We start from the raw sequence: 23,764 nt of genomic DNA on the forward strand, positions 1-23,764 counted from the left end.
TTAGCGGCAGGCCGTGCGTGTTGTTAAGTCGCCGAGGGGAAACCCGCATGAACTACAACTGGGACTGGGGCATTTTCTTCAAGTCCACTGGCATCGGCAGCGAGATCTACTTGGACTGGTTCCTCACCGGCCTGGGCTGGACAGTCGCCATCGCACTAGCCGGCTGGATTATCGCCCTGCTGCTTGGCTCTCTGCTCGGTGTCATGCGCACCCTGCCCAACCGCTGGATTTCTGGAATCGCCACGGTTTACGTTGAAATCTTCCGTAACGTGCCGCTGCTGGTGCAGCTGTTCCTCTGGTACTTCCTGGTTCCAGACCTGCTGCCTGAGCCGCTGGAAATCTGGTTCAAACAAGATCTCAATCCAGCCACCTCAGCCTACCTAAGCGTGGTCGTGTGCCTGGGGCTGTTTACTGCGGCGCGCGTCTGCGAACAAGTGCGCACCGGTATTCAGGCGCTGCCTAAAGGGCAAACCGCTGCAGCCTACGCAATGGGCTTCACCCTGCCGCAGACCTACTGGAACGTACTGCTGCCACAAGCGTACCGGATCATCATTCCGCCGCTCACCAGCGAGTTCCTCAACATATTCAAGAACTCCTCGGTGGCCTCGCTGATCGGCCTGATGGAGCTGCTGGCACAAACCAAACAGACTGCTGAGTTCAGCGCCAACCTGTTTGAGGCCTTCACCCTGGCAACCCTGATTTACTTCACCCTGAACATGAGCCTGATGCTGCTCATGCGCCTGCTGGAGAAGAAAGTCAGCGTGCCCGGCCTGATCTCCGTAGGGGGTAAATAATGGATTTCAGCCCAATCATCCCGGCCTTGCCGGGGCTGTGGGACGGCATGCTGATGACCTTACAGCTAACGGTCATGGGCGTTATCGGCGGCGTGGTGCTGGGCACCCTGCTGGCCCTGATGCGCATGTCCGGCAATAGCCTGCTGTCGAACATCGCTGCCACGTACGTCAACTACTTCCGCTCGATTCCGCTGCTGCTGGTTATCACCTGGTTCTACTTCGCAGTGCCCTTCATCCTGCGCTGGATCACCGGTGAGGACACCCCCGTCGGTGCTTTCAGCTCCTGCTTGGTGGCCTTCATCATGTTTGAGGCGGCCTATTTCTGCGAGATCGTACGGGCAGGCATTCAGTCCATCCCTCGCGGACAAATGGGTGCAGCGCAGGCCCTGGGTATGACGTACAGCCAGACCATGCGCCTGATCATCCTGCCTCAGGCATTTCGCAAGATGAGCCCGCTGTTGTTGCAACAGAGCATCATCCTCTTCCAAGACACCTCGCTGGTGTACACCGTGGGCCTGATGGACTTCCTCAACGCAGCCCGCTCCCGTGGCGACATCATCGGCCAGCCCCATGAGTTCCTCATCTTTGCCGGTCTGGTCTACTTCATCATCAGCTTCTCAGCCTCGCTGCTGGTCAAGCATCTGCAAAAAAGGTTAGCCGTATGATTTCCATTAAGAACGTGTACAAGTGGTACGGAAACTTCCAGGTGCTGACCGATTGCAGCACTGAAGTGAAAAAAGGCGAAGTGGTCGTCGTGTGCGGCCCGTCCGGTTCGGGTAAGTCCACCCTGATCAAATGCGTCAACGCGCTGGAGCCATTCCAGAAGGGCGACATCGTAGTGGATGGCACCTCCATTGCTGATCCGAAAACCAACCTGCCTACACTGCGTTCGCGGGTCGGCATGGTGTTCCAGCACTTTGAGCTGTTCCCACACCTGAGCATTACCGAAAACCTGACCATCGCCCAGATCAAGGTGCTCGGCCGCAGCAAGGAAGAGGCCACTCAAAAAGGCCTTGAACTGCTGGAGCGCGTGGGTCTGAAAGCCCATGCCCACAAGTACCCAGGCCAACTCTCTGGGGGCCAGCAACAACGCGTGGCTATCGCCCGCGCCCTGGCTATGGACCCTGTCGTAATGCTGTTCGACGAACCAACCTCAGCACTGGACCCGGAAATGGTCAACGAGGTGCTGGATGTGATGGTGCAGCTGGCTCATGAAGGCATGACCATGATGTGCGTCACCCACGAGATGGGCTTTGCACGCAAGGTTGCCGACCGAGTGATCTTTATGGACGCCGGACAGATTGTTGAAGACTGCGCCAAGGACGAGTTCTTCGGGGACATAAAAGCGCGCTCCGAACGCGCTCAACACTTCCTGTCCAACATCCTGCCGCACTGAGTCACACCCACATGGTCGCCGCAGGCTACTGCGGCAACCACACTGTTCCGATTACCGGGCGCTCCGCCCGGTAATCACCTAGCCTAGGACAATGGCCTGTCAGGGATTCCCACGATGCAATACCCTACAGCTCCTCCTCACTGCATACCCTCGGTACTGACTGTGAAACCGCGCCTTGTCCGCCGCCTGTCTCTGATCGCACTGATGCTGATGCTGACCATCGGCTGCGGCATTGCGGGCTTCTACACCAGTGAATATTTCGGCATCCAAAACCTCAGCGAAAACGGTCAGCGCCAACTGGAGCTGAACGCCCGCTCGGTCGAAAGCGAAATCAGCAAGTACACCTACTTGCCCTCCCTGCTGGAGCTTGAGTTCAACGTCGAGCGCTTGTTGAGTACGCCCACGACTTACCGCCGTCACTTGGTCAACGAATACCTGGAAGGGCTTAACCAGCGCAGCGGCAGCTTGGCTATCTATATTCTCAACCCGCAAGGCCGGGTGCTGGCCACCAGTAACTGGCAGGACGCGACCAGTTATCTCGGTGAAGACTTGTCCTTCCGCGCTTATTTCAAAGACGCCATGGAGGGTCGCGCCGCTCGCTTCTACGGTATTGGCAGCACAGCAGGTGAGCCCGGCTATTACCTGGCCCACGCCCTGAAAAAAGGTAACCGGATCATTGGCGTCGCAGTGGTTAAAGTCCGTCTCGAGGGCCTTGAACAACGCTGGCAGAAAGCACGCCTGCAAGCCTATGTCAGCGATGAAAACGGCATCATCATTCTCTCCAGCAATGAGTCGCGCTGGCTCAAGGCCGTCCGACCGTTGGACGCTACGACCCGCGAGCGACTGGCGCGCAGCCTGCAATACCACTGGTGGGCCCTCGAAGAGCTACAACCCCTTACACGTCGACAGCTCGCCGATGGCTCCGAGCTGGTGAGTTTCGATGAAGAAACCAGCGCTCACTCACAGACCACCAGCGTCACCTACTTGTCCCAATCCAGGCCTCTGGTGGACACCCCGTGGCACATGACCTTGCTCAGCCCAATTCAGGACGTACGCCGCGCCGCCTACAGCCATGCCTTGCTTGCCGGAGTAGCCTGCGCCCTGCTGATATTCCTCGCCCTGGCCCTCAACCAGCGTCGGCGCATGATTGCTACCCGTCTGGCTGCCCGAGAAGCCTTGATTAAAGCCAACAACGAACTGGAGCGTAAAATTGCCGAACGAACCGCCGACTTGCAGGCCAGCAACCAGCGCCTACAAGCTGAGGTACGCGAACGCGAGCAAGCCGAAACCACCCTGCGTCAGACCCAGGACGACCTGATCCAAGCGGGTAAGCTGGCAGTGATTGGGCAGATGTCCACCGCCATCGCCCACGAACTCAACCAGCCTTTGGCCGCCCTGCGCACCCTGTCCGGTAATACCATTCGTTTCCTACAACGCGGCGTGCTGGATGTAGCCAGCAGCAACTTGCAAACCATCGGCGAATTGGTCGACCGCATGGGCAAGATCACCGGTAGCTTGCGTGCCTTTGCGCGCCGCGCAGATGACCATGGCCAAGCCAGCCTTGAGCAGGCTATTGATGCCGCCTTAAAACTATTGGAAAGCCATAGCGCTTACGAAGGACTGATCGTGCAGCGCGACTGCCAGCACGACGGCGACGACAGCGTACTGGGCATTGAGCAAACCCGTTTGGAGCAGATTCTGATCAACCTGATCGCCAACGCCCTGGACGCCATGATCGAACAAAACGAACGCCAACTCTGCCTGACAGGTCGCCCCCAAGGTGAACGCTACCTGCTGACCGTACAAGACAATGGCAGCGGTATCCCGGTGGATATTCGCGCTCACCTGTTCGAACCCTTTTTTACCACCAAACCAGGGGAAAAAGGCCTGGGCCTTGGTCTGACCCTCTCTGCCAGCCTGGCCGCCGCCGCCAATGGCAACCTCAGTGTGCAGCACCCGGAAAATGGCGGTACCGCCTTCCTCCTCAACCTGCCCATTATCTCCCCTCACAAGGATGCCCCCCATGACTGAGCGCCTGAGCGTTCTGATCGTTGAAGACGACCCACACGTTCTGCTGGGCTGCCAGCAGGCGCTGGCGCTGGATGATATCCCCAGCATCGGCGTCGGCAGTGCAGAAGAGGCACTGCAACGGCTTGATGCGGACTTTGCCGGGATCGTTATCAGCGACATCCGCCTGCCCGGCATGGATGGACTCGACCTGCTTAAACATCTCAAGCAGCTGGACGAAAACCTGCCAGTAATCCTCATTACCGGTCACGGCGACATCAACATGGCGGTCAACGCCATGCGTGACGGTGCCTACGACTTTATTGAAAAGCCCTTCTCGCCGGAGCGCTTGGTCGATGCTACACGCCGCGCCCTCAGCCAACGCAGCCTGAGCCGAGAGGTCTCCGAACTGCGCCGCCGCCTCGCCGGGCGTCAAGCCTTGGAACAACGCCTGATCGGCGTCTCACCGGCCATGGAAAGGCTGCGCGAGCTGATCGCCAATGTCGCAGACACCTCCGCCAATGTGCTGATCGAAGGCGAAACCGGCACCGGCAAGGAACTGGTTGCCCGCTGCCTGCACGACTTCAGCAAACGCCAGAGCAATCCGTTTGTTGCGCTCAACTGCGGCGGTCTGCCAGAGAGCCTTTTTGAGAGTGAAATCTTCGGCCACGAAGCCCACGCGTTTACCGGTGCAAACAAGCGCCGCGTCGGCAAAATCGAACACGCCAACGGCGGCTCATTGTTCCTCGACGAAATCGAAAGCATGCCGCTGAACCTGCAGATCAAACTGTTGCGCGTGCTGCAGGAGCACAGCCTGGAGCGCCTCGGCTCGAACCAGAGCATCCCGGTGGATTGTCGTTTTATTGCAGCGACCAAGGCTGATCTGGAACAGCAAGGCAAAGCAGGCACCTTCCGCAGTGACCTGTATTACCGCCTCAACGTGGTGACGCTCAACCTGCCGCCCTTGCGCGAGCGCCGCGAGGATATCCCGCTGCTGTTCGAGCACTTCCTGCAACTTGCCGCCCTGCGCTTCGACCGCCCCGCCCCGGAGCTGGATGCACAGACCCTGAGCAGCCTTATAAGTCACGACTGGCCGGGTAACGTGCGCGAGCTGCGCAACGTCGCTGAACGCTTCGCGCTCAACCTGCCAGCGCTTAAAGACAACACAACGAGCCACACAGGCGGCGCCACCTTTGCCGAAGCCGTTGAAGCCTTTGAACGCAACCTTCTGGCCGACAGCCTCAGCCGAAACGGCGGCAACCTCAGCCAGACCGCCCAGAGCCTGGGCATGGCCAAGACCACGCTGTTCGATAAGGTGAAAAAATACGGGTTGAGTTAAGTGTCACAGCCCGTAGGGTGCGATAAGGCTGCAAAGCAGCTTATCCACCAATGGCTTGTGAACTCGACAGAAGCTCCAAATCTTTCGCCAAGTGGAACAGCGCCATAGGGATGAATCTCTGTAACACACAACAACGCAGCGCTTTAATGATCAGGTTGCGCCCCCTCGGGCGCCTCACTTTTCTTTGCTTGCACAAAGAAAAGTAAGCAAAAGAAATGCACCCCGGCATCCGGGTTTCGCTACGCGAAACTTCCCGCACTCCGGCACTGTTCCGGGGGCCGACGTACAAGGGCCATCCATGGCCCTTTACGTCTATCACCGCATCCATGCGGCTCTTCCCCCCTACACAGCGCCTCCGCTTGGCCTCCTGACGGGGACTCGAGTGGCGCCTGTATGTTCTGCGCTCAACACATCTATTGGCAGAAACATACTTTCCCAACCCACGTACAAAAAACCCGTCGACAAAGCGACGGGTTTTTCGTTTAAAGCAGCTAGCCTCACGGCCAACTGTTTAATGCTCAGGAGAAAACACGGAAGCGCTCTTTATCGTCGATAAAGGTCTTGTCGTTAAACCCAGCCTTGTTCGCACCAAACGGCAATTGCGCACGCAGCTTCCAGCTCGCCGGAATGTTCCACTTAGCTGCCGCAGCAGCATCTACCAGCGGGTTGTAATGCTGCAAGCTGGCACCAATGCCTGCGCTGGCCAGGGCTGACCACACAGCAAACTGAGCAATACCACTGGACTGCTCGGACCAGATCGGGAAGTTATCGGCATACAAAGCAAACTGCTTTTGCAGACCGCTGATCACATCCTGATCTTCATAGAACAGCACGGTACCAGCACCCGCCGCAAAGCTGTTGATCTTGCCTTCAGTTGTAGCAAAGGCATCTGCTGGAACGATCTTACGCAGCTCATCTTTAACGATGCCCCAAAAGCTGTCGCTCTCAGCACCGAACAGAATCACCGCACGTGAGCTTTGCGAGTTGAACGACGAAGGCGACAGTTTAATGGCTTCCTGAATCAGCGCAGTGACCTCGGCCTGCGGCAGAGGCAATTCCTTACCCAGCGCATATTGGGTACGACGTTGCTTGATAGCATTAATAAAGGCATTACTCATGCGGGCGACTCCTGTCCTAAGGTTTGATCACAACAACATCTACAATCTGCGGTGCAGCGCATGGTTATGCCAGCAGTGAGAAACTGCAGGTCAGCCAGGTAGCTATCCCGTGCTGATCATATGGAGACAGGGCTGAAACGAGAACGAAGAAAATCGAATAATTCCCTTTCAACTCCAACTATCAGCCAGTAAGCAGCTGCTGTAATACCGCAACAGGTATTACGGAAAATTCTGACTGCCTGCCGCACGATCTGGTTTCATCCAAAGGCACCTCATCAAGCATGTGGCGATGAAATGCTACTGGCTCCGCGCTACAGATTCTCCACAGGTGCCGGCGCCAAACCACCCTCAAGTTTTCGCCACAATAAACGTACCGAAGCCTTACGGACCAAAGCACAGCGATACAAGCGGATCTCCAGCGGTAAAAACCATTGCTCATCCCCACACACCAACAGCTCGCCGCGAGCCAGCTCAGCCGTAGCGGAAAGCCTGGGCACCCATGCCACCCCCATGCCCTGCAACGCCATGCATTTGAGGCTATCGGCCATGGCTGTTTCATAGACCGTTGTTGATCGCAGAGCGCGCTGACGCAACAACTGGTTGACTGAACGCCCAAGCAAAGCCCCGGCGCTATAGGCCAACAAGGGTACGCTTTGCCCGCTTTCAAGATCGAACAAGGGCTTGCCATTCTCATCCGCGGCACACATCGGCAGCATTTCTGTGCGGCCCAAGTGCAATGAAGGGAACAGCTCCGGGTCGAGCTGCATGGCAGCATCCGGATCGTAATAGGCAAGGATGAGATCACACGCCCCTTCACGCAAAGAGTGCACCGCCTCACCCACGTTCGCGGCCACCAGACGAGTCGTTAGTGGCAACCCCTCACGGCGTAAACGCGCAATCCACTCAGGGAAGAAACCGAGTGTCAGCGAGTGCGCCGCCGCAATTTGCATCACCTCACCCTGCTGTCCCTCAAGGTTGTGGAGGTGACGAACCACCTCGCCCAACTGCTCAACGATGCTGCGCGCCGTGACCAAAAACAGTTGCCCCGATTCCGTGAGGTCAACAGGAGTACGTGAGCGGTCAACCAATGTCAGGCCTAGCGCAGCTTCAAGGCTTCGAATTCGCCGACTGAATGCAGGCTGGGTCACGAATCTTTTCTGCGCGGCCTGGGAAAAACTGCGGGTTGTCGCCAATGCAACGAAGTCTTCCAGCCATTTGCTCTCAAGATTCATGCGCACCTCATTCGAGACTAATTCGTGTTTTTAATATCTATTTCGAGATTTTCTCTCGAAACGATAGCCGGTATCGAGAGCTTCTCTCTCGGCGCTGTTTTCTGACTACCTGAACAAAACCGAGTCACACCAACATTATGCCGATTGTGCATAGGATAGCGGATAACAGCATTGGCCAACATCAGGCCACAGCCCTTAATCTACGGGACATCGCGGTTACCACCGCACCTTTACGAGATTTTATCCATCATGTCCCTTGTTGCATCACACCGCATCGAGAAAGACTTGCTAGGCAGCCTCGAAGTACCCGCCGAGGCTTATTACGGTATCCAGACGCTGCGCGCTGTGCAGAACTTCCGCCTCTCTGGCGTACCGCTTGCTCACTACCCGAAACTGGTCATTGGCCTGGCCATGGTCAAACAGGCTGCAGCTGACGCAAACCGCGAGCTGGGCCACCTGTCTGCCGCCAAGCACACCGCAATCAGCACCGCCTGCGCCCGTATCATTCAGGGTGAGTTTCACGACCAGTTCGTCGTCGACATGATTCAAGGCGGCGCAGGGACTTCCACCAACATGAACGCCAACGAGGTGATTGCCAACATCGCCCTCGAAGCCATGGGTCATGAAAAAGGTGAGTACCAATACCTGCATCCGAATAACGATGTGAACATGGCGCAGTCGACCAACGACGCTTACCCAACCGCCATTCGCATCGGCTTGCTGCTGGGCCATGACAGCCTGCTCAACGCCTTGGACAAGCTGATCCAGTCGTTCGCGGCCAAAGGCTTGGAGTTCGGTCACGTTCTGAAAATGGGCCGTACCCAGCTGCAAGACGCCGTGCCGATGACCCTCGGCCAAGAATTCCGCGCCTTCGCCGTCACCCTCGGTGAAGACCTGCAACACCTGAAGCTGCTGGCGCCAAAACTGCTGACTGAAGTTAACCTCGGCGGTACCGCAATCGGCACCGGCATCAACGCCGACCCGGCTTACCAGCACTTGGCGGTTAAGCGCCTAGCAGTTATCAGCGGCCACCCGGTTGTACCGGCGGCTGACCTGATTGAAGCCACCTCCGACATGGGTGCTTTCGTACTGTTCTCCGGCATGCTCAAGCGCACTGCGGTCAAGCTGTCGAAGATCTGTAACGACCTGCGCCTGCTGTCCAGCGGCCCGCGCACCGGCATCAACGAGATCAATCTGCCGGCGCGTCAGCCAGGCAGCTCGATCATGCCAGGCAAGGTCAACCCGGTGATCCCGGAAGCCGTCAACCAAGTGGCTTTTGATGTGATCGGTAACGACCTGGCGCTGACCATGGCTGCCGAAGGTGGTCAGCTGCAACTGAACGTGATGGAGCCGCTGATCGCTTACAAGATTCTCGACTCGATCCGCTTGCTAACCCGCGCCATGGATATGTTGCGCGAGCTGTGCATCGACGGCATCACTGCAAACGAAGATCGCTGCCGTGAACTGATGGAGAACTCCATCGGCCTGATCACTGCACTGAACCCATACATCGGTTACGAAAACGCTACACGCATTGCCAAAGTCGCACTCGACACAGGCCGTGGCGTTCTGGAACTGGTACGCGAAGAAAAACTGCTGGATGACGCCACGCTGGACGACATTCTGCGCCCTGAAAACATGATCGCCCCGCGTCTAGTCCCACTGAAGGCATAAGCCAGGAGAATTCTCATGAAAAACAACGCATTCATGCCAACCCTGCCGCCAACCTTTATGGCGCTGACTCCACCACGTCGCATGTGGCCGGGTATTGCAATGCCGCGCTATGTCCCACAGCGCGCTGAACAGCATCAAGCTCAGCAGGCTCAAGCCCGCAATCGCTGATTTCGCAAGATGGTACCGGAGGCCCCCCGCCTCTATTTTTTAGGGATGGCTTATGCCATCCCTTTTTTATTGGCCAAGGCCAGCCTTCACACGTAACCCAAACCCACCGCCTGCCCCATCCGCATCGGCCATTACCTCTGCCGGTTGATCGCAAATCTCTCTGACATCCAATGCCGGTGAGGGATATGACGGGCCTTAATAAGTTGCTTGTACAGCCTGCGCAGACTGATTTTGGCTTTGGACAACCTTCTGCGCCTGGCAGGCGCTGAACAGATCCAGCGACGGTTTGTACACCGAGGTCTGCACCCCCATAAAACCCAGCACCGAGTGGAACAAATTATCTTGCGAGACTTCAGCGGTACTTTGTTGCTGCATGCACTGCGCCGTGATGCCATTGCTACTCTGTACCCCATCAGATAGCCACATCACCATCGGGATATGGGTCTGCTCCGACGGAGCAATCGCATACGGCACCCCATGCAAATACATGCCGCTCTCACCTAAGGACTCACCATGGTCAGACATATAGAACATGGCCGTATCCAGCGTTGCTGACTTCTCTTTGAGCAGATCAATGGTCGAGGCCAGCACGTAGTCGGTGTAGAGCATGCTGTTGTCGTAGGCGTTGACGATGGTCTCGCGCTCACAACGATCCAACTGCACCTGGTCGCACACCGGGGTGAATTTCTCGAATGCAGCGGGGTAACGCTTGTAGTAGGCCGGGCCGTGGCTGCCTTTCATATGCAAAACGACGACGGTATCGCGGTCGAGCTTATCGAGATATTCCGAGAGCTTGTACAGAAGCGCTTCATCTCGGCACTCCTCTTTTGTGCACAGCGTGCTGACATCTAGATGGGAAACATCCTCGGTCGGTACCCGATCACAAACCCCCTTACAGCCCGAGTTGTTATCGCGCCACAGAACACCAACACCTGCACGCTGCAGTATATCGAGCAGCCCTTCACGGTTCTGCGCCATGCTGCTTTTGTAACCTTCCCGGCCTACGTCTTGGAACATACAAGGCACTGACACGGCTGTAGCCGTGCCGCATGAACGGGCGTTTTTAAAGTTGATGACGTTGCGCTTGGCAAGCTCAGGGCTGGTGTTTCGCTCATAACCATCGAGCCCGAAATTGACTGCACGGGCTGTCTCACCAACCACCACTACCATGACCTTCGGCTTAGGCTTAGCCCCCAGCGCAACAGGAGTAACACGGTGGGCGTCTGCGCCGACGATTTCTAGCTTATCGGGTGCGCTGAACTCACGTTTCAGATACCCCTGGATCGCACCTACAACATTTGACGGCACCAACATCAGCCTCACTTCACGGTTGTTGCGAAGCAGGGAGGCATAGGGCTGATAACAACTCATCACCAGCGCAAACAAGCACACGACCAACACCGCCATGCTGCCAAGCTTGCCAAACAACTCCCGTTTCCACGGCCGCTCAATCAGCTGCACACGGCTGATCAGGAGAATTGGCAAGGCGGCAAAGCCCAGCATCCACAACAACATGCCCCAACTTAGCAACTCGGTCGCTTCTGCCGTATCGGTCTGCACCACATTGGTCAGCATGGTGTAGTCAATAACGATGCCATAGCTGTGCATAAAGTAGCTGGTGGCCGCCGAAACCAGCAGCACCAGATACAGCACAGGCCTGGTCAGTCGCCCCCAGGCCAGCAGACTCAGCAACACATACAACCAGATCCAGACAAACACCGGCAAACTGAGCAGAAAAAGCGGACTGTCGTTATCCCAACCACCGACGCCCTGCCAAACTCTGGCCCAGAATGGCAGGTTCATGGTGGCCATCACCCACAGCGCCACCAACATGGTCAACACGTTACGACTCAATCGCACCCGACCCAGCACAGACATTTTTTTCACGAGAGATTCGGACATTACGTCCTCCCACAGGGAACGAAATGCCGGCGAATCTACGGCGTGAGTTGTGCTGGCCAGGTAGAAAAATTGTGAAGATTTCGTTGAGCCGCCTGACGGCCTAAAGTCTAGACACTCAAGCTGGAGCTCCTTGAAATTCAACACAGGGGAAGCGCGTCAACAGGTATTAGGCTGTACGCCCTACGGGCCAGCACCTACTCCATTTTTTCTGGTCTAAAGCACGCAAACATTTAAGGCATGACTCTACACAAACTCTGTTAGCGCGCTTTGCGCTGATTTTTTACCCATCTATGAGTGAAAAAGTATGTCCGCAGATAAAGAGCAAATTGCCCAAGCCAAAGCCAGCCAAGATGCCGTCGCCATCGTAGGCGCGTTTCTCGCCAACTCTGGAAAAGACAGCGTGGCCTACGCTGCCAGCCAACTGGTTGCGGAAGACGCAACCTACACCTCGCTTAACTTCGAGCACCCAGAGCTCCAGCAAATCGAGCCTTGGACCGGTACACGCAAAGGCCGCCAGGTATTTGTCGACACCTTCTCCAATGTGGGCACCTACTGGGACGTAAACGACTTTCAGGTCTCTGACATCTTTGGCAGTGACGGCAAAGTCGCCGTATTCGGTCAGTTCACCTACACCTCGGTTGCCCTTGGCCACCGTTTCACCTCCCCGTTCTCGGTGTTGGCAAAAGTAGAAAACGACCAGATCGTTTACTTCCAGTTCATGGAGGACACATACGCCTCGGCCAAGTCATTCCGCCAAAGCGGTCAATGGACCATTAAGTCCACACCAGACAGCGCGCCGTTCCAAGTCGGCTAAGCCTGTAAGCCAGGGGAGCGTGTTCCCCTAGCTTATTCTCGTTTTATTTATCAAACAACTCAGAAGTTTTCGTAAATAAAATCGCACACCCCTCTTACCAAGTGCCTCCAAGCCGTCTAGCATGCTGCTATCACTTGGAGCGCCTCCGTTATGTATATCCCCTCAGCATTCCGCCAAGAAGAACTCACTGCACTGCACCAGCAAATGCGCGCCTGCCGCCTACCCAGCTTGGTCAGTCACGGTGAGCATGGCCTGCTTGCCACCCCCTTGCCGATGCTTCTAGTTGAAGATGAAGGCCCTTACGGCACGCTGTATGGTCACTTTGCCCGGGCAAACCCACAGTGGAAGGATTTGGCCGCCGGTAGCCAAGCATTGGTGATTTTTCAGGGTCCAGAGGCCTACGTCACTCCCAGCTGGTACGCCGCCAAAGCAGAACACGGCAAAGTGGTGCCAACCTGGAACTACATCAACGTTCAGGCCAGGGGTCATGTCGAAATTTTCGAAGACGCCGAACGCCTGCTGAAAATCGTCAGCGCACTGACCGATCGACATGAAGGCGGGCGTGATAAACCATGGGCGGTCAGCGATGCCCCGGATGACTACATTGCCGGGATGTTGCGCGCGATTGTTGGTTTCGCCCTGCCTATTGAACGTTTGGACGGTAAATGGAAGCTTGGCCAAAACCGCAGCGAGCAAGACCAGAGTGGCGTAAGGCAAGGCCTGCTGGCCAGTACCGATCCACGTGATCAGGCGCTGGCGAGTGAAATGTCCATACCCAAACCAGCTTAAACAGGCCGAAACGATCTGCAGGGCATTATTCGCTCATCAAGCCAGTCATGTATTGGTGCTGGCAGCGGTGCCCTTCAGTCGATCTCAAACAGGCCGTTGCGCACCACTGAACCAATCAGGCGCTGACGGATATCCTCATCAATACGCGCATCATCCGGATCGTAGAGCATCACCTGGCGATAGGCTGCGACTCGATTAATCTGCTGACCCAAATATTCCCAAACCACGCGCGTGCAGGCCGGGGTACGACGATCTCCACTGGACACGCCGGTTTTCAGTCCATTGAGGCGTTTAATGCGACTCTTAAAGCTAGGGATGAGAATCGTCTGGCTGATTTCATTACCCGTAAGAGACTCGTAATCCACCAGGAATATGCGGTCCTGGAGAAAGTACGCAGCCCCCAGGTAGCGACAGCGCACCCACTCATCGGCCTTAGCACTATCCGCACCGGCGGGCTCCTGGCGCTCTTGGCGCTCGAACAGAAAGCTGCCGCGCTCCTCACGTACCTGCACCAACGACAGCAGGATCTTCCCAGGGACAGACATGCAGTTGGCGTACTCGAAGTAGTAGCCGCAATAACGTGACATGTCGCTGCAATAACCTGCCAAAGGTGCGAACAACTCTGTCACCGGACTGCTTAGGCGGGGAGACTCTCGCAACCCAAGGTTACCGCCGATTAACTCGGAAAACTGATCCGAGGGCAACTCCAGCTCATAGGCCTCGACACCAAAGAAATCGCATATACGCTTAAGGTTGTACGCAATCGGGCGGCTTTGGCCGCTGAGGTATTTGTTGAACTGCGCGCGGTTAATGTCGAGCTTGCGACAAACCTCCGCAATAGAGCGGTAATGGCTGCAAAGCAGTTTGAGATTGGTCCCTAAATGGGCAGACATGACGAACTTCCATGTGATGCGAGCGACGCAATTTTAGCATCAGGTCGCGCCATGTCGCCTAAATACGCGAAATTGCACGATGAACGCCACTCAACAAATATGCCCGGTCTGTGTGCCCGCACCGTGGAGCACCCCTACATAAGAAATAGCGGGAGCATCTCTGAAAGCGTCACGACACCCACGTAGACAGGTTTTAGAGGCGCACCGCAATGACGAGGCGACACAATGCTTAAAGATATTTACTTGCAGGTACTGAGCGCGATGGGGGTTGTTAACGATCTCCTCTGGGGCAAAGTACTGATCGTTGTGCTGGTAGGTCTTGGCCTGTACTTCACCATTCGCTCGAAATTCGTCCAATTCCGCTACTTCGGCGACATGTTCCGCATCTTCGGCGAGGCATTCAAACGTCAACCGGGCCAACTCAGCTCATTTCAAGCGCTGATGCTTTCGGTTGCAGGTCGCGTCGGCGCTGGCAACATTGCTGGTGTAGCCGTTGCGATCATGCTGGGCGGCCCAGGCGCAGTGTTCTGGATGTGGGTCGTGGCCCTTTTGGGGATGGCGACCAGCTACTTCGAATGTACCCTCGGCCAGCTGTACAAGGAGCGTCAGGCCGACGGCACCTACCGTGGCGGACCAGCCTTCTACATCCAGCAAGGCCTGGGCAATCGTGGCATGGCCGTACTGTTCTCGGTGCTGCTGCTGGTGACCTTTGGCTTCGGTTTTAACGCCTTGCAGTCTTACACCGTAGCCACATCACTGCATGACACCTTCAACATTCCCACCTTCGGCAGCGGGCTGATTCTGGTGGCTGTTATTGGTGCCATCATCTTCGGCGGCATCAAACGCATTGCCGGTATGGCCGACGTACTGGTGCCGATTATGGGTATTTCCTACATCGGCATGGCGCTGGTGATTCTGGGCATGAACCTGAATGTGGTGCCGGATACCCTGATGCTAATCGTGCGCAGTGCCTTCGGCCTAGAGCCAGCCTTCGCAGGCGGCATGGGCGCGGCGATTGTCTGGGGTGTTAAACGTGGCCTGTTCTCTAACGAAGCAGGTCTGGGCAGCGCACCGAACGTGGCTGCCGTGGCGGAGGTCAAGCACCCGGCGGCACAAGGTATCGTGCAGTCACTGAGCGTATTCATCGACACCATTCTGGTGTGCACCAGCACCGCGCTGATCATCCTGCTGTCGGGCATCTATCAGCCGGGCATGGAGATGGAAGGCGTACTGCTGACCCAGAATGCCATGGCCTCGCAGGTAGGCGAGTGGGGCAAAGTGTTTGTCAGTACTGCACTGGTGTTGTTTGCCTTCACCACCTTGGTTTACAACTACTACCTGGGTGAAAACGCACTGAGCTTCTTTACCAAAAACCGTTCCATGCTGATCCTGTACCGCGTACTGGTCATCAGCCTGATCATGTGGGGCTCGCTGCAGGACCTAACCACTGTGTTCGGCTTTGCCGACCTGACCATGGGCTTGCTGGCACTGGTCAACCTCACCGCCGTGGTGCTGCTGTTCAAGAAAGCCCTGCGGGTGATGGATGACTATGACGCACAGATCAAAGCGGGCATCAAAAGCCCGGTATTTGACGCATCCAAGTTCAGCGACCTGAAACTGGACAACAGCTCCTGGCCGACACCATCCGCCTCAGCTGATGACCTGGCAGCGGTGCGCGACAGCGTCCACCAGCGTTAAACGGAAGCGACGCAGCAACACAGACAGGGGGCCTAGCCCCCTGTTTTCACATTCAGAGCACGAAAATGCGGAGACCCGGCATGGGCTGCAAAAACATTCTGCTGTTGTACACCGGCGGCACCATTGGCATGCAGAAGAGTGAAGATGGCCTGGCACCGGCCTCCGGTTTCGAACAGCGGGTCCGCACCGCGCAAGCTGAGCAGAATCTGAACCTGCCCGCCTGGCAGTTTGCTGAACTGCTGCCCCCCATCGACAGCGCCAACATGACCCAACACAACTGGCTGGCCATGGCTGCCGCTATCCGCGAAGGCGTTGAAAACGGCTGCGACGGTGTCTTGCTGCTGCACGGCACCGACACCCTAGCCTACAGCGCCGCAGCGCTGAGCTTCCTGCTGCTGGGTCTGCCTGTCCCGGTGATTCTGAGCGGCTCAATGCTGCCTGCCGGTGCTGAGAATAGCGATGCCTGGAACAACCTGTTCGGCGCACTGCACACGCTCGCTGAAGGTGTCGATAACGGCGTTCATCTGTACTTCAACCAGCGTCTGATGCATGGCGCCCGCGTCAGCAAACTGAGCAGCGACGACTTTGATGCCTTTCAAGTCCTGCCCCGTCCGCGTTGCAGCGAGCGCGCTACCAACATCCCCGCGCAACTGGATTACCGCCAACGTCGGCAGCCGGTAAACCTCGCCGTATTACCGTTCTATCCCGGCTTGCAGGGCAACCATCTACGCGCCTTGCTCAGCACAGGTGTACAAGGGCTATTGCTCGAGTGCTTTGGTAGCGGCACCGGCCCCTCGGACAACCAAGAGCTGCTGGCGGTACTGCGTGAGGCCCACGACAAGGGTGTGGTGATGGTCGCCATCAGCCAGTGCCCCCACGGGCATGTGGAATTCGGTGTTTATGCTGCGGGCAGCCAACTGGCCAATTGCGGGCTGATTTCCGCTGGGGGGATGACCCGCGAGGCTGCGCTTGGCAAACTGTTTGCTTTAATCGGTGCCGGTCTGACCCAGGCTGATGCCGAATATTGGTTTGCACTGGATCTGTGTGGCGAGCGGGCAGAATGAGATAGCTTGGCGCAACCCAGTGCTCCCTGACTAGGAGAACCACTGCATGGCTATTCGTATTCCCGTCGATATCCGCCCCGTGAGCGCTTCCGATCTGGAAGCCTGGAAACCGCTGTGGCAGGGCTACCAGCGCTTCTACATGACTGAGATAGATGCGGCCACCAGCGAGCTGACCTGGAAACGCTTCCTTGACCCGGACGAGCCAGTTAATGCAGCACTGGCTTGGCACGAAGGCAAAGCCATCGGCTTGGTGCAGTGGGTCTACCACCGCTCAACCTGGACTCAGGGCGATTACTGCTACCTGCAAGACCTGTTCATCAGCAAAGAAACCCGCAGCAACGGCGTAGGCCGCCAACTGATCGAATTCGTTTACGCCCAGGCCAAAGCTCACGGTTGCTCGCGCACTTACTGGCTGACCCATGAGACCAACAGCAAAGCCATGCTGCTGTATGAGCGCATTGCCGAAAAGTCAGGGTTTATCCAGTACCGAAAACTGCTCTAGAAAATAAAGGGTTATGCCCCACTGCACGTTGTGCTGTTACCTGCAGCTGTGAAAGTCCAATCCGGGGAAGGACGATGGACCTCCAATACGGGGCATAACCTAAACCGGGCAAGCACGCCTGCTGGTGCACCTGCCGCAACCGCTGCCTGATGCAGCGGCCGCCTGAATAAAAAGAAGCCCCCTAAACCGTCTGAATGCCTGTTCAACCAGCCGGGGGCTTCGAGGTTAACCTTCGATTTCGATCAGCACTTCGCCCGGGTTGACGCGGTCACCCTTGGCAACGTGAATGGCGGTGACAGTGCCAGCGATTGGCGCCTGGATTTCTGTCTCCATCTTCATCGCTTCGCTGATCAGCACAGCCTGACCGGTCTTGACCACATCACCGACCTTAACCAGTACATCCACAATGTTGCCTGGCATGCTGGTGCTGACATCACCCGGAGCGCTGGCTTGCTTACGCTTACCACTGGCGCCGCCGACAAACTCATTAAGTGGCTCGAACACCACTTCTTCCGGCATGCCATCGATGGACAGGTAGAAGTGACGCTTGCCGTCACCTTTCACACCCACACCGGTGATATCCACACGGTAGCTTTCGCCGTGTACGTCGATAACGAACTCGGTCGGTACGCCCTCGCCCCCCACAGCCGAGCTTGCGCCCGCTTCCGGGATCGGCAGCAACACTTCAGGCGTCAGGGTGCCCGCTGCGCGCTCTTCGAGGAACTTGCGACCGATGTCCGGGAACATGGCGTAAGTCAGTACATCTTCTTCACTCTTAGCCAGGCTGCCGATTTCTTCACGCAGACGTGAAAGCTCAGGCTTGAGCAGGTCAGCCGGGCGCACTTCGATCAGCTCTTCGCTGCCGATGGCCTGCTTGCGCAGTTGCTCGTTGATCTTGCCCGGCGCCTTGCCGTAACCGCCCTGCAGGTACAGCTTCACTTCGTTAGTGATGGTCTTGTAGCGCTCGCCGGCCAGTACGTTGAATACAGCTTGGGTGCCGACGATCTGCGACGTTGGCGTCACCAGCGGCGGGAAGCCGAGGTCTTCACGCACTCGCGGGATTTCCGCGAATACTTCGTTGATGCGGTTCAGGGCGCCCTGCTCTTTGAGCTGGTTAGCCAGGTTGCTCATCATGCCGCCCGGCACTTGGTTGACCTGTACGCGGGTATCAACCGCTGTGAACTCGCTTTCGAACTGGTGGTACTTCTTACGCACAGCGTGGAAGTACATACCGATTTCCTGAATCAGCGCCAGATCCAGACCGGTGTCGTATTCGGTGCCGCGCAGAGCAGCAACCATGGACTCAGTCCCCGGATGGCTGGTGCCCCAGGCAAAGCTGGAGATTGCGGTGTCGATGTGGTCAGCACCGGCTTCAATCGCCTTGAGCTGGCACATGCTGCCCATGCCTGCCGTGTCGTGGCTGTGGATAAACACCGGCAGGTGCACGGCATCTTTCAGCGCTTTAACCAGCTCAGCAGTGGCAAACGGCGTCAGCAGACCGGCCATGTCTTTAATGGCGATGGAATCCACACCCATCATGGCCATAGCCTGAGCCTGTTCAACGAAGGCTTCAGTGGTGTGCACCGGGCTGGTGGTGTAGCTGATGGTGCCCTGAGCATGCTTACCGGCAGCCTTCACCGCCTCGATGGCCACGCGCAGGTTACGCACATCGTTCATGGCATCGAAGATGCGGAACACGTCGATACCGTTGACGGCGGCCTTGGCCACAAACGCACGCACCACGTCGTCGCTGTAATGACGGTAACCCAGCAGGTTCTGACCACGCAGCAGCATTTGCAGACGGGTGTTCGGCAGCGCCGCTTTGAGCTTGCGCAGACGCTCCCACGGGTCTTCTTTAAGGAAGCGCACGCAGGCGTCGAAGGTCGCGCCGCCCCAGACTTCCAGCGACCAGTAGCCGACTTTGTCGAGCTTGTCGCAGATCGGCAGCATGTCATCCAGACGCATACGGGTTGCGATCAGGGACTGGTGAGCGTCGCGCAGGATGGTATCGGTGACAGTGATTTTCTTAGCCATTTTCAATTCCTCACAGGCCGGCGTGCGCGGCGATTGCGGCAGCGATGGCCAGGGCCAGTTCGCCCGGCTTGCGTTTGATCGAATAGTTCAGCAGCTCTGGATGCTCTTCCACGAAGCTAGTGTTGAACTGCCCGGACTTGAACTCGTCATTCTCGAGAATCTGCTGGTAATAGGTCGCAGTGGTCTTCACACCCTGCAAGCGCATGTCATCCAGCGCACGGGAGCCACGGGCCAGCGCCTCTTCCCAGGTCAGCGCCCAGACAATCAGCTTCAAGCACATCGAGTCGTAATACGGCGGAATCGTATAGCCGGTGTAAATCGCCGTATCGGTCCGCACGCCCGGACCACCTGGCGCGTAGTAACGGGTGATTTTGCCGAAACTCGGCAAAAAGCCGTTGCGCGGGTCTTCTGCGTTAATCCGGAATTGCAGGGCGAAACCACGGTATTGGATGTCTTCCTGCTTCACCGACAGTTCAAGGCCCGAGGCGATGCGAATCTGCTCGCGGACGATGTCGATACCGGTGATTTCTTCGGTAATGGTGTGCTCAACCTGAACACGGGTATTCATTTCCATGAAGTACACCTCGCCATCAGCAAGGAGGAACTCCACGGTACCGGCGTTCTCGTAACCCACGGCTTTTGCTGCACGCACCGCGAGGTCACCGATGTAGGCGCGCTGCTCGGGGGTCAACTGTGGGCTTGGAGCAATTTCGATCAGTTTCTGGTTACGGCGCTGAATTGAGCAGTCGCGCTCGAACAGGTGCACCGTGTTGCCGAAGGAGTCGGCCAGCACCTGAGCTTCGATGTGCTTCGGATTAACGATGCACTTCTCAAGGAATACTTCAGCGCTGCCGAATGCCTTGGTGGCTTCGGAGATCACACGCGGGTAAGCCTGTTCCAGTTCTTCACGGCTGTTGCAGCGACGAATACCACGGCCGCCACCACCGGAAGTGGCTTTGAGCATGACCGGATAGCCGATGCGCTCACCTTCACGCAGGGCTTCTTCCAGATCAGCAACGTTGCCTTCGGTGCCTGGGGTGACCGGCACACCGGCTTTGATCATGCTGCGGCGGGCTTCAGTCTTATCGCCCATACGGCGGATGACTTCAGCGCTCGGGCCAATGAACTTGATCCCACGCTCGGCACAAATTTCTGCCAGTTCAGCGTTTTCGGACAGGAAGCCATAACCGGGATGCAACGCATCACAACCGGTTTCTACTGCCAGGTTAACCAGCTTGCGCGGGTTCAGATAACCGGCCAGCGGATCATCACCAATACTGTGCGCTTCATCCGCACGCTTAACGTGCAGGGCCATGCGATCAGCATCTGAATAGACAGCCACCGAGCGAATCCCCATCTCGGCACAAGCTCGCACGATACGGACTGCAATCTCGCCCCGGTTGGCAATCAAAATTTTCTTGATCACGAGCCAGCTTCCTCGATCACGTGAACAGGTGACCGGACCAGCCGGCCTACGTGGTTTACCTGCCAAGTCGGCAGACATGGGGCTAAAACTACGCCGGCGTTTTGATTAACAAAAATCAATATTTATTGGGTTTAGTATTAGTAACGACTTATAGTTGACCGAATGGTGCATTTCCAAAAAGGACAAAAAAGTGCGCAAGTCATTGATGCGTATGACATTTCGCCAACTTCAGGTATTCCGTTCGGTGTGCAGCAACCTCTCCTATAGCCGGGCTGCAGAAGAGATGTCGCTCACACAACCGGCTGTAAGTTTGCAGATTCGCCAACTTGAAGATCTCATTGGCGAGCCCTTGTTTGATTACGTCGGGAAGAAGCTTTACCTGACCGAAACGGCCGAGGTTTTGCTGCGAGCCAGCGACGATGTGTTCGGTCGACTGGAGAGCCTGGATATGCAACTTGCTGATCTTCAGGGCAGGCTGCAAGGTCAGCTCAGCCTGGCCATCGAGTCCAGCGCTAAATATTTTATTCCGCACCTCTTCGCCTCATTTCGCCGCGAGTATCCAGAAGTTAGCCTCAAGATGTCGGTCACCAACCATGCGCAGGTGGTCAAGCGCCTAAGCAGCAACCGTGACGACCTGATGATCCTCTCGCGTGTTCCGACCGATATGGACTTGGAATTTCTGCCGTTCTTGAATAACCCGATCATTGCTGTAGCGCCGGTCGATCACCCGCTCAGCCAGTTAGAGCGCCTGAGCCTGCAAGATCTCACCGCCTGGCCTTTATTGATGCGGGAAAGCGGCTCCGCCACGCGCCTGGCTTGCGAGGAGTTTTGCCACCAGAAGCGAGCACACTTCCCTAATACTCTGGAAATCGCCTCCATGGAGGGCCAGCTGGAGGGCGTTCTCGCTGGCCTTGGCGTGGCCATGCTGCCACGCCATGCCGTACGCCGTGAGCTTGAAAGCGGCGCACTTAGGGAACTCCCGGTAGCTGAATTGCCGCTCTACCGCAGTTGGTGCTTGGCGCACCCACGGAGCAAATACCTGTCGCCTGTGGCACAGGCATTTTTCAACTACGTACGGGACAACCGCAGCGTCATTAACAGCCTGGCTGAGCGCTTCGCAGCGTCCGCGTCTGCTGGGTAATCACACCCGTAACAATCAGTTCCGGGTAGTCGGAAAGCGCATGCTGCAACTCGCGCTGTTCTGCGTAATGCTCAATCGCCCGGCGAAAAGCCATGCGGCGCTGATCCAACTTCTTGCGGCGCTCGCGCGCTGCACTGTTCACATACGGCTGCTCTTGTTCCAGATAAACAGACATCAGTGACACTCCCAAGCCAGATAAGGGGAATCACAGAATGGTTAATCCAGATGACGGTTTAAGCGCAGATAAATGAACATCTGATGAACGCCCAAAGACCGTGCAGCAATACTTCCTAAATAGCGAACATCCGGAATGAAATCGCACTCTCAGAGGGATTCACTGGGTGAAGTCTCTTCTCTCCGAGCCTCTTCCTCTGCAGCTGAACGTTTACTGTATCGATACACATTGACTGCATCGACAGGTAGCAATGCTGTGTCTACGACGACCTCAACTGGGAATGAGATCAACATGATCGGGCAAGCGAAAAAGAACGCCCAACACCATGGATCTGTTGCAAGAGCGGCAACAGACTTAGTAGCAGGGTAAATTTCTGGTTCGGAGTTATTAGACCGACTTATAAGCGTGTGACAACCACTCAGACACACCGCCAAAACCACAACCGAACAAACTTTTGAAGCTGCAATCTTCCTTGATAACACCGCCATTCCTCTTAGCGAATCTTACTGCCGTGACAACTACCGCCCAAACTTACTCCAGCCCAAAGAATACCTGTAGGGTGAGCTTTTAGTCTTCGCTGGCGCGCAGTGTCTTCGGCGACAGGCGCAAGCTGCGCAGGCTGCGCTTAACGCTCTTGAGGTGATTAACCAGATCTGGCCCGCGGGCCATGGCCACGCCCATCGCCAATACGTCGATCACCACCAAGTGCGCAATACGTGATGTCAGCGGTGTATAGATCTCAGTATCTTCCTGCACATCAATGGCCAGGTTCACCGTAGCCAGATCGGCCAATGGGGTTTGGCTCGGGCACAGGGTAATTAGATTGGCGCCGGTCTCACGCACCAGATTGGCCGTGGTCAGCAGGTCTTTGGAGCGCCCGGACTGGGAAATACAGATCGCCACATCGCTAGGTTTGAGCGTCACAGCACTCATGGCCTGCATGTGCGGGTCAGAGTAGGCCGCTGCGTTAAGCAACAAGCGGAAAAACTTGTGCTGGGCATCTGCCGCCACCGCACCGGACGCGCCGAAACCGTAGAACTCCACTCGCTGCGCATTGCTGACGGCGTTGATGGCGCGTTGTAACGCTTGCGTGTCGAGTTTCTCCCGCACCTCCATCAGCGTATGCAGGGTGGTATCGAAGATTTTCAGGCTAAAGTCGGCGACCGAGTCGTCCTCGTGGATCGCAAACTGACCAAAGCTGGCACCGGCGGCCAGACTTTGCGCGAGCTTTAGCTTGAGGTCCTGGAAACCGGTACAACCGATCGCCCGGCAAAATCGCACAATGGTCGGCTCACTGATGCCGACACTATGGGCCAGCTCAGCCATGGAGCTGTGCATAACCGATGCGGGATCAAGCAGAACGAAGTCGGCGACCTTTAGCTCGGACTTGCGAAGCAAATGACGGGACTGGGCGATGTGTTGCAACAAATTCACAGATTTAGACTCTACTGGGCTAACGAAACCATCTGGCTCGGCGCATACGAGTGTGGACTCGGCTATGATCGGAGCAAAACGGGCTGTAGTGACTTTGTAGTTATACTACAAGGACGCCAACCCCGCACGGCTAAACCAAGTCGGAGTGACCATTTTGATTTTCC

Annotated in this window: 21 protein-coding genes; 13 read left to right on the top strand and 8 right to left on the bottom strand. The window is 56.6% G+C overall.

Annotated features, from left to right (window positions below):
* Positions 1 to 47 precede the first annotated feature (47 nt).
* The 5 genes from WG219_21100 (at position 48) to WG219_21120 (ending at position 5,536) form a co-directional block, all read left to right on the top strand.
* Positions 48 to 794: an amino acid ABC transporter permease gene (locus WG219_21100; GenBank protein WXL25760.1), complete on the top strand. Its 747-nt coding sequence runs from the start codon at positions 48 to 50 to the stop codon at positions 792 to 794.
* Positions 791 to 1,459: an ABC transporter permease subunit gene (locus tag WG219_21105; protein WXL28066.1), complete on the top strand. Its 669-nt coding sequence runs from the start codon at positions 791 to 793 to the stop codon at positions 1,457 to 1,459. The genes WG219_21100 and WG219_21105 overlap by 4 nt, the downstream gene beginning before the upstream one ends.
* Positions 1,456 to 2,190, top strand: a complete 735-nt coding sequence (locus WG219_21110; GenBank protein WXL25761.1) for an amino acid ABC transporter ATP-binding protein — start codon at positions 1,456 to 1,458, stop codon at positions 2,188 to 2,190. The genes WG219_21105 and WG219_21110 overlap by 4 nt, the downstream gene beginning before the upstream one ends.
* A gap of 114 nt (positions 2,191 to 2,304) precedes the next feature.
* Positions 2,305 to 4,221 carry an ATP-binding protein gene (locus WG219_21115; protein WXL25762.1) on the top strand — a complete coding sequence of 639 codons (1,917 nt, stop codon included), beginning with the start codon at positions 2,305 to 2,307 and terminating at the stop codon, positions 4,219 to 4,221.
* 40 nt (positions 4,222 to 4,261) lie between these two features.
* Positions 4,262 to 5,536 carry a sigma-54 dependent transcriptional regulator gene (locus WG219_21120; protein WXL28067.1) on the top strand — a complete coding sequence of 425 codons (1,275 nt, stop codon included), beginning with the start codon at positions 4,262 to 4,264 and terminating at the stop codon, positions 5,534 to 5,536.
* 518 nt (positions 5,537 to 6,054) lie between these two features.
* On the opposite strand, the gene WG219_21125 is transcribed toward WG219_21120, so the two are convergent.
* Together WG219_21125 and WG219_21130 are read right to left on the bottom strand one after the other, a co-directional pair.
* Positions 6,055 to 6,654, bottom strand: coding sequence for a nitroreductase family protein (locus WG219_21125; protein ID WXL25763.1), 600 nt, complete (start codon positions 6,652 to 6,654; stop codon positions 6,055 to 6,057).
* A gap of 311 nt (positions 6,655 to 6,965) precedes the next feature.
* Complete coding sequence (locus WG219_21130; protein ID WXL25764.1) at positions 6,966 to 7,886, bottom strand: LysR substrate-binding domain-containing protein; 921 nt, start codon at positions 7,884 to 7,886, stop codon at positions 6,966 to 6,968.
* A gap of 249 nt (positions 7,887 to 8,135) precedes the next feature.
* Here WG219_21130 and aspA point away from each other — a divergent pair, with 249 nt between their 5' ends.
* Together aspA and WG219_21140 are read left to right on the top strand one after the other, a co-directional pair.
* On the top strand, positions 8,136 to 9,560 hold the full coding sequence (gene aspA / locus WG219_21135) for an aspartate ammonia-lyase (GenBank protein WXL25765.1): 1,425 nt from the start codon (positions 8,136 to 8,138) through the stop codon (positions 9,558 to 9,560).
* Between the two features lie 15 nt (positions 9,561 to 9,575).
* On the top strand, positions 9,576 to 9,728 hold the full coding sequence (locus WG219_21140; GenBank protein ID WXL25766.1) for a hypothetical protein: 153 nt from the start codon (positions 9,576 to 9,578) through the stop codon (positions 9,726 to 9,728).
* A gap of 195 nt (positions 9,729 to 9,923) precedes the next feature.
* Here the strand turns inward: WG219_21140 and WG219_21145 are convergent, their stop codons facing one another.
* Positions 9,924 to 11,630 (bottom strand): phosphoethanolamine--lipid A transferase, encoded by a 1,707-nt coding sequence (locus WG219_21145; protein WXL25767.1) that lies wholly within the window; start codon positions 11,628 to 11,630, stop codon positions 9,924 to 9,926.
* A gap of 304 nt (positions 11,631 to 11,934) precedes the next feature.
* Here WG219_21145 and WG219_21150 point away from each other — a divergent pair, with 304 nt between their 5' ends.
* The gene (locus WG219_21150) at positions 11,935 to 12,444 is read left to right on the top strand and encodes a nuclear transport factor 2 family protein (protein WXL25768.1); all 510 of its coding nucleotides are present in this window, start codon (positions 11,935 to 11,937) and stop codon (positions 12,442 to 12,444) included.
* Between the two features lie 150 nt (positions 12,445 to 12,594).
* Complete coding sequence (locus tag WG219_21155) at positions 12,595 to 13,233, top strand: FMN-binding negative transcriptional regulator (protein ID WXL25769.1); 639 nt, start codon at positions 12,595 to 12,597, stop codon at positions 13,231 to 13,233.
* Positions 13,234 to 13,307: 74 nt separating this feature from the next.
* Here WG219_21155 and WG219_21160 read toward each other — a convergent pair whose 3' ends face one another.
* Positions 13,308 to 14,126 carry a helix-turn-helix transcriptional regulator gene (locus WG219_21160; protein WXL25770.1) on the bottom strand — a complete coding sequence of 273 codons (819 nt, stop codon included), beginning with the start codon at positions 14,124 to 14,126 and terminating at the stop codon, positions 13,308 to 13,310.
* A gap of 225 nt (positions 14,127 to 14,351) precedes the next feature.
* Between WG219_21160 and WG219_21165 the strand changes: the two genes are divergently transcribed.
* The 3 genes from WG219_21165 (at position 14,352) to WG219_21175 (ending at position 17,390) form a co-directional block, all read left to right on the top strand.
* Positions 14,352 to 15,824 (top strand): alanine/glycine:cation symporter family protein, encoded by a 1,473-nt coding sequence (locus tag WG219_21165; protein ID WXL25771.1) that lies wholly within the window; start codon positions 14,352 to 14,354, stop codon positions 15,822 to 15,824.
* 80 nt (positions 15,825 to 15,904) lie between these two features.
* Positions 15,905 to 16,888 carry an asparaginase gene (locus WG219_21170; GenBank protein ID WXL25772.1) on the top strand — a complete coding sequence of 328 codons (984 nt, stop codon included), beginning with the start codon at positions 15,905 to 15,907 and terminating at the stop codon, positions 16,886 to 16,888.
* Positions 16,889 to 16,934: 46 nt separating this feature from the next.
* Positions 16,935 to 17,390: a GNAT family N-acetyltransferase gene (locus WG219_21175; GenBank protein ID WXL25773.1), complete on the top strand. Its 456-nt coding sequence runs from the start codon at positions 16,935 to 16,937 to the stop codon at positions 17,388 to 17,390.
* A gap of 225 nt (positions 17,391 to 17,615) precedes the next feature.
* On the opposite strand, the gene oadA is transcribed toward WG219_21175, so the two are convergent.
* Positions 17,616 to 19,424 (bottom strand): sodium-extruding oxaloacetate decarboxylase subunit alpha, encoded by a 1,809-nt coding sequence (gene oadA / locus WG219_21180; protein WXL25774.1) that lies wholly within the window; start codon positions 19,422 to 19,424, stop codon positions 17,616 to 17,618.
* 10 nt (positions 19,425 to 19,434) lie between these two features.
* Positions 19,435 to 20,850, bottom strand: a complete 1,416-nt coding sequence (locus WG219_21185) for an acetyl-CoA carboxylase biotin carboxylase subunit (GenBank protein ID WXL25775.1) — start codon at positions 20,848 to 20,850, stop codon at positions 19,435 to 19,437.
* Positions 20,851 to 21,040: 190 nt separating this feature from the next.
* Here WG219_21185 and WG219_21190 point away from each other — a divergent pair, with 190 nt between their 5' ends.
* Positions 21,041 to 21,991 carry a LysR family transcriptional regulator gene (locus WG219_21190; protein ID WXL25776.1) on the top strand — a complete coding sequence of 317 codons (951 nt, stop codon included), beginning with the start codon at positions 21,041 to 21,043 and terminating at the stop codon, positions 21,989 to 21,991.
* Here the strand turns inward: WG219_21190 and WG219_21195 are convergent.
* A complete protein-coding gene (locus tag WG219_21195; GenBank protein ID WXL25777.1) occupies positions 21,945 to 22,166 on the bottom strand; it encodes a transcriptional regulator in 222 nt (73 codons plus the stop codon). The two genes, WG219_21190 and WG219_21195, sit on opposite strands and share 47 nt — an antisense overlap.
* A gap of 567 nt (positions 22,167 to 22,733) precedes the next feature.
* A complete protein-coding gene (gene hexR / locus WG219_21200; GenBank protein WXL25778.1) occupies positions 22,734 to 23,600 on the bottom strand; it encodes a transcriptional regulator HexR in 867 nt (288 codons plus the stop codon).
* Positions 23,601 to 23,764 lie beyond the last annotated feature (164 nt).

The organism is Pseudomonas mendocina (genome assembly GCA_037482215.1).
GTDB classification, from domain to species: domain Bacteria; phylum Pseudomonadota; class Gammaproteobacteria; order Pseudomonadales; family Pseudomonadaceae; genus Aquipseudomonas; species Aquipseudomonas mendocina_E.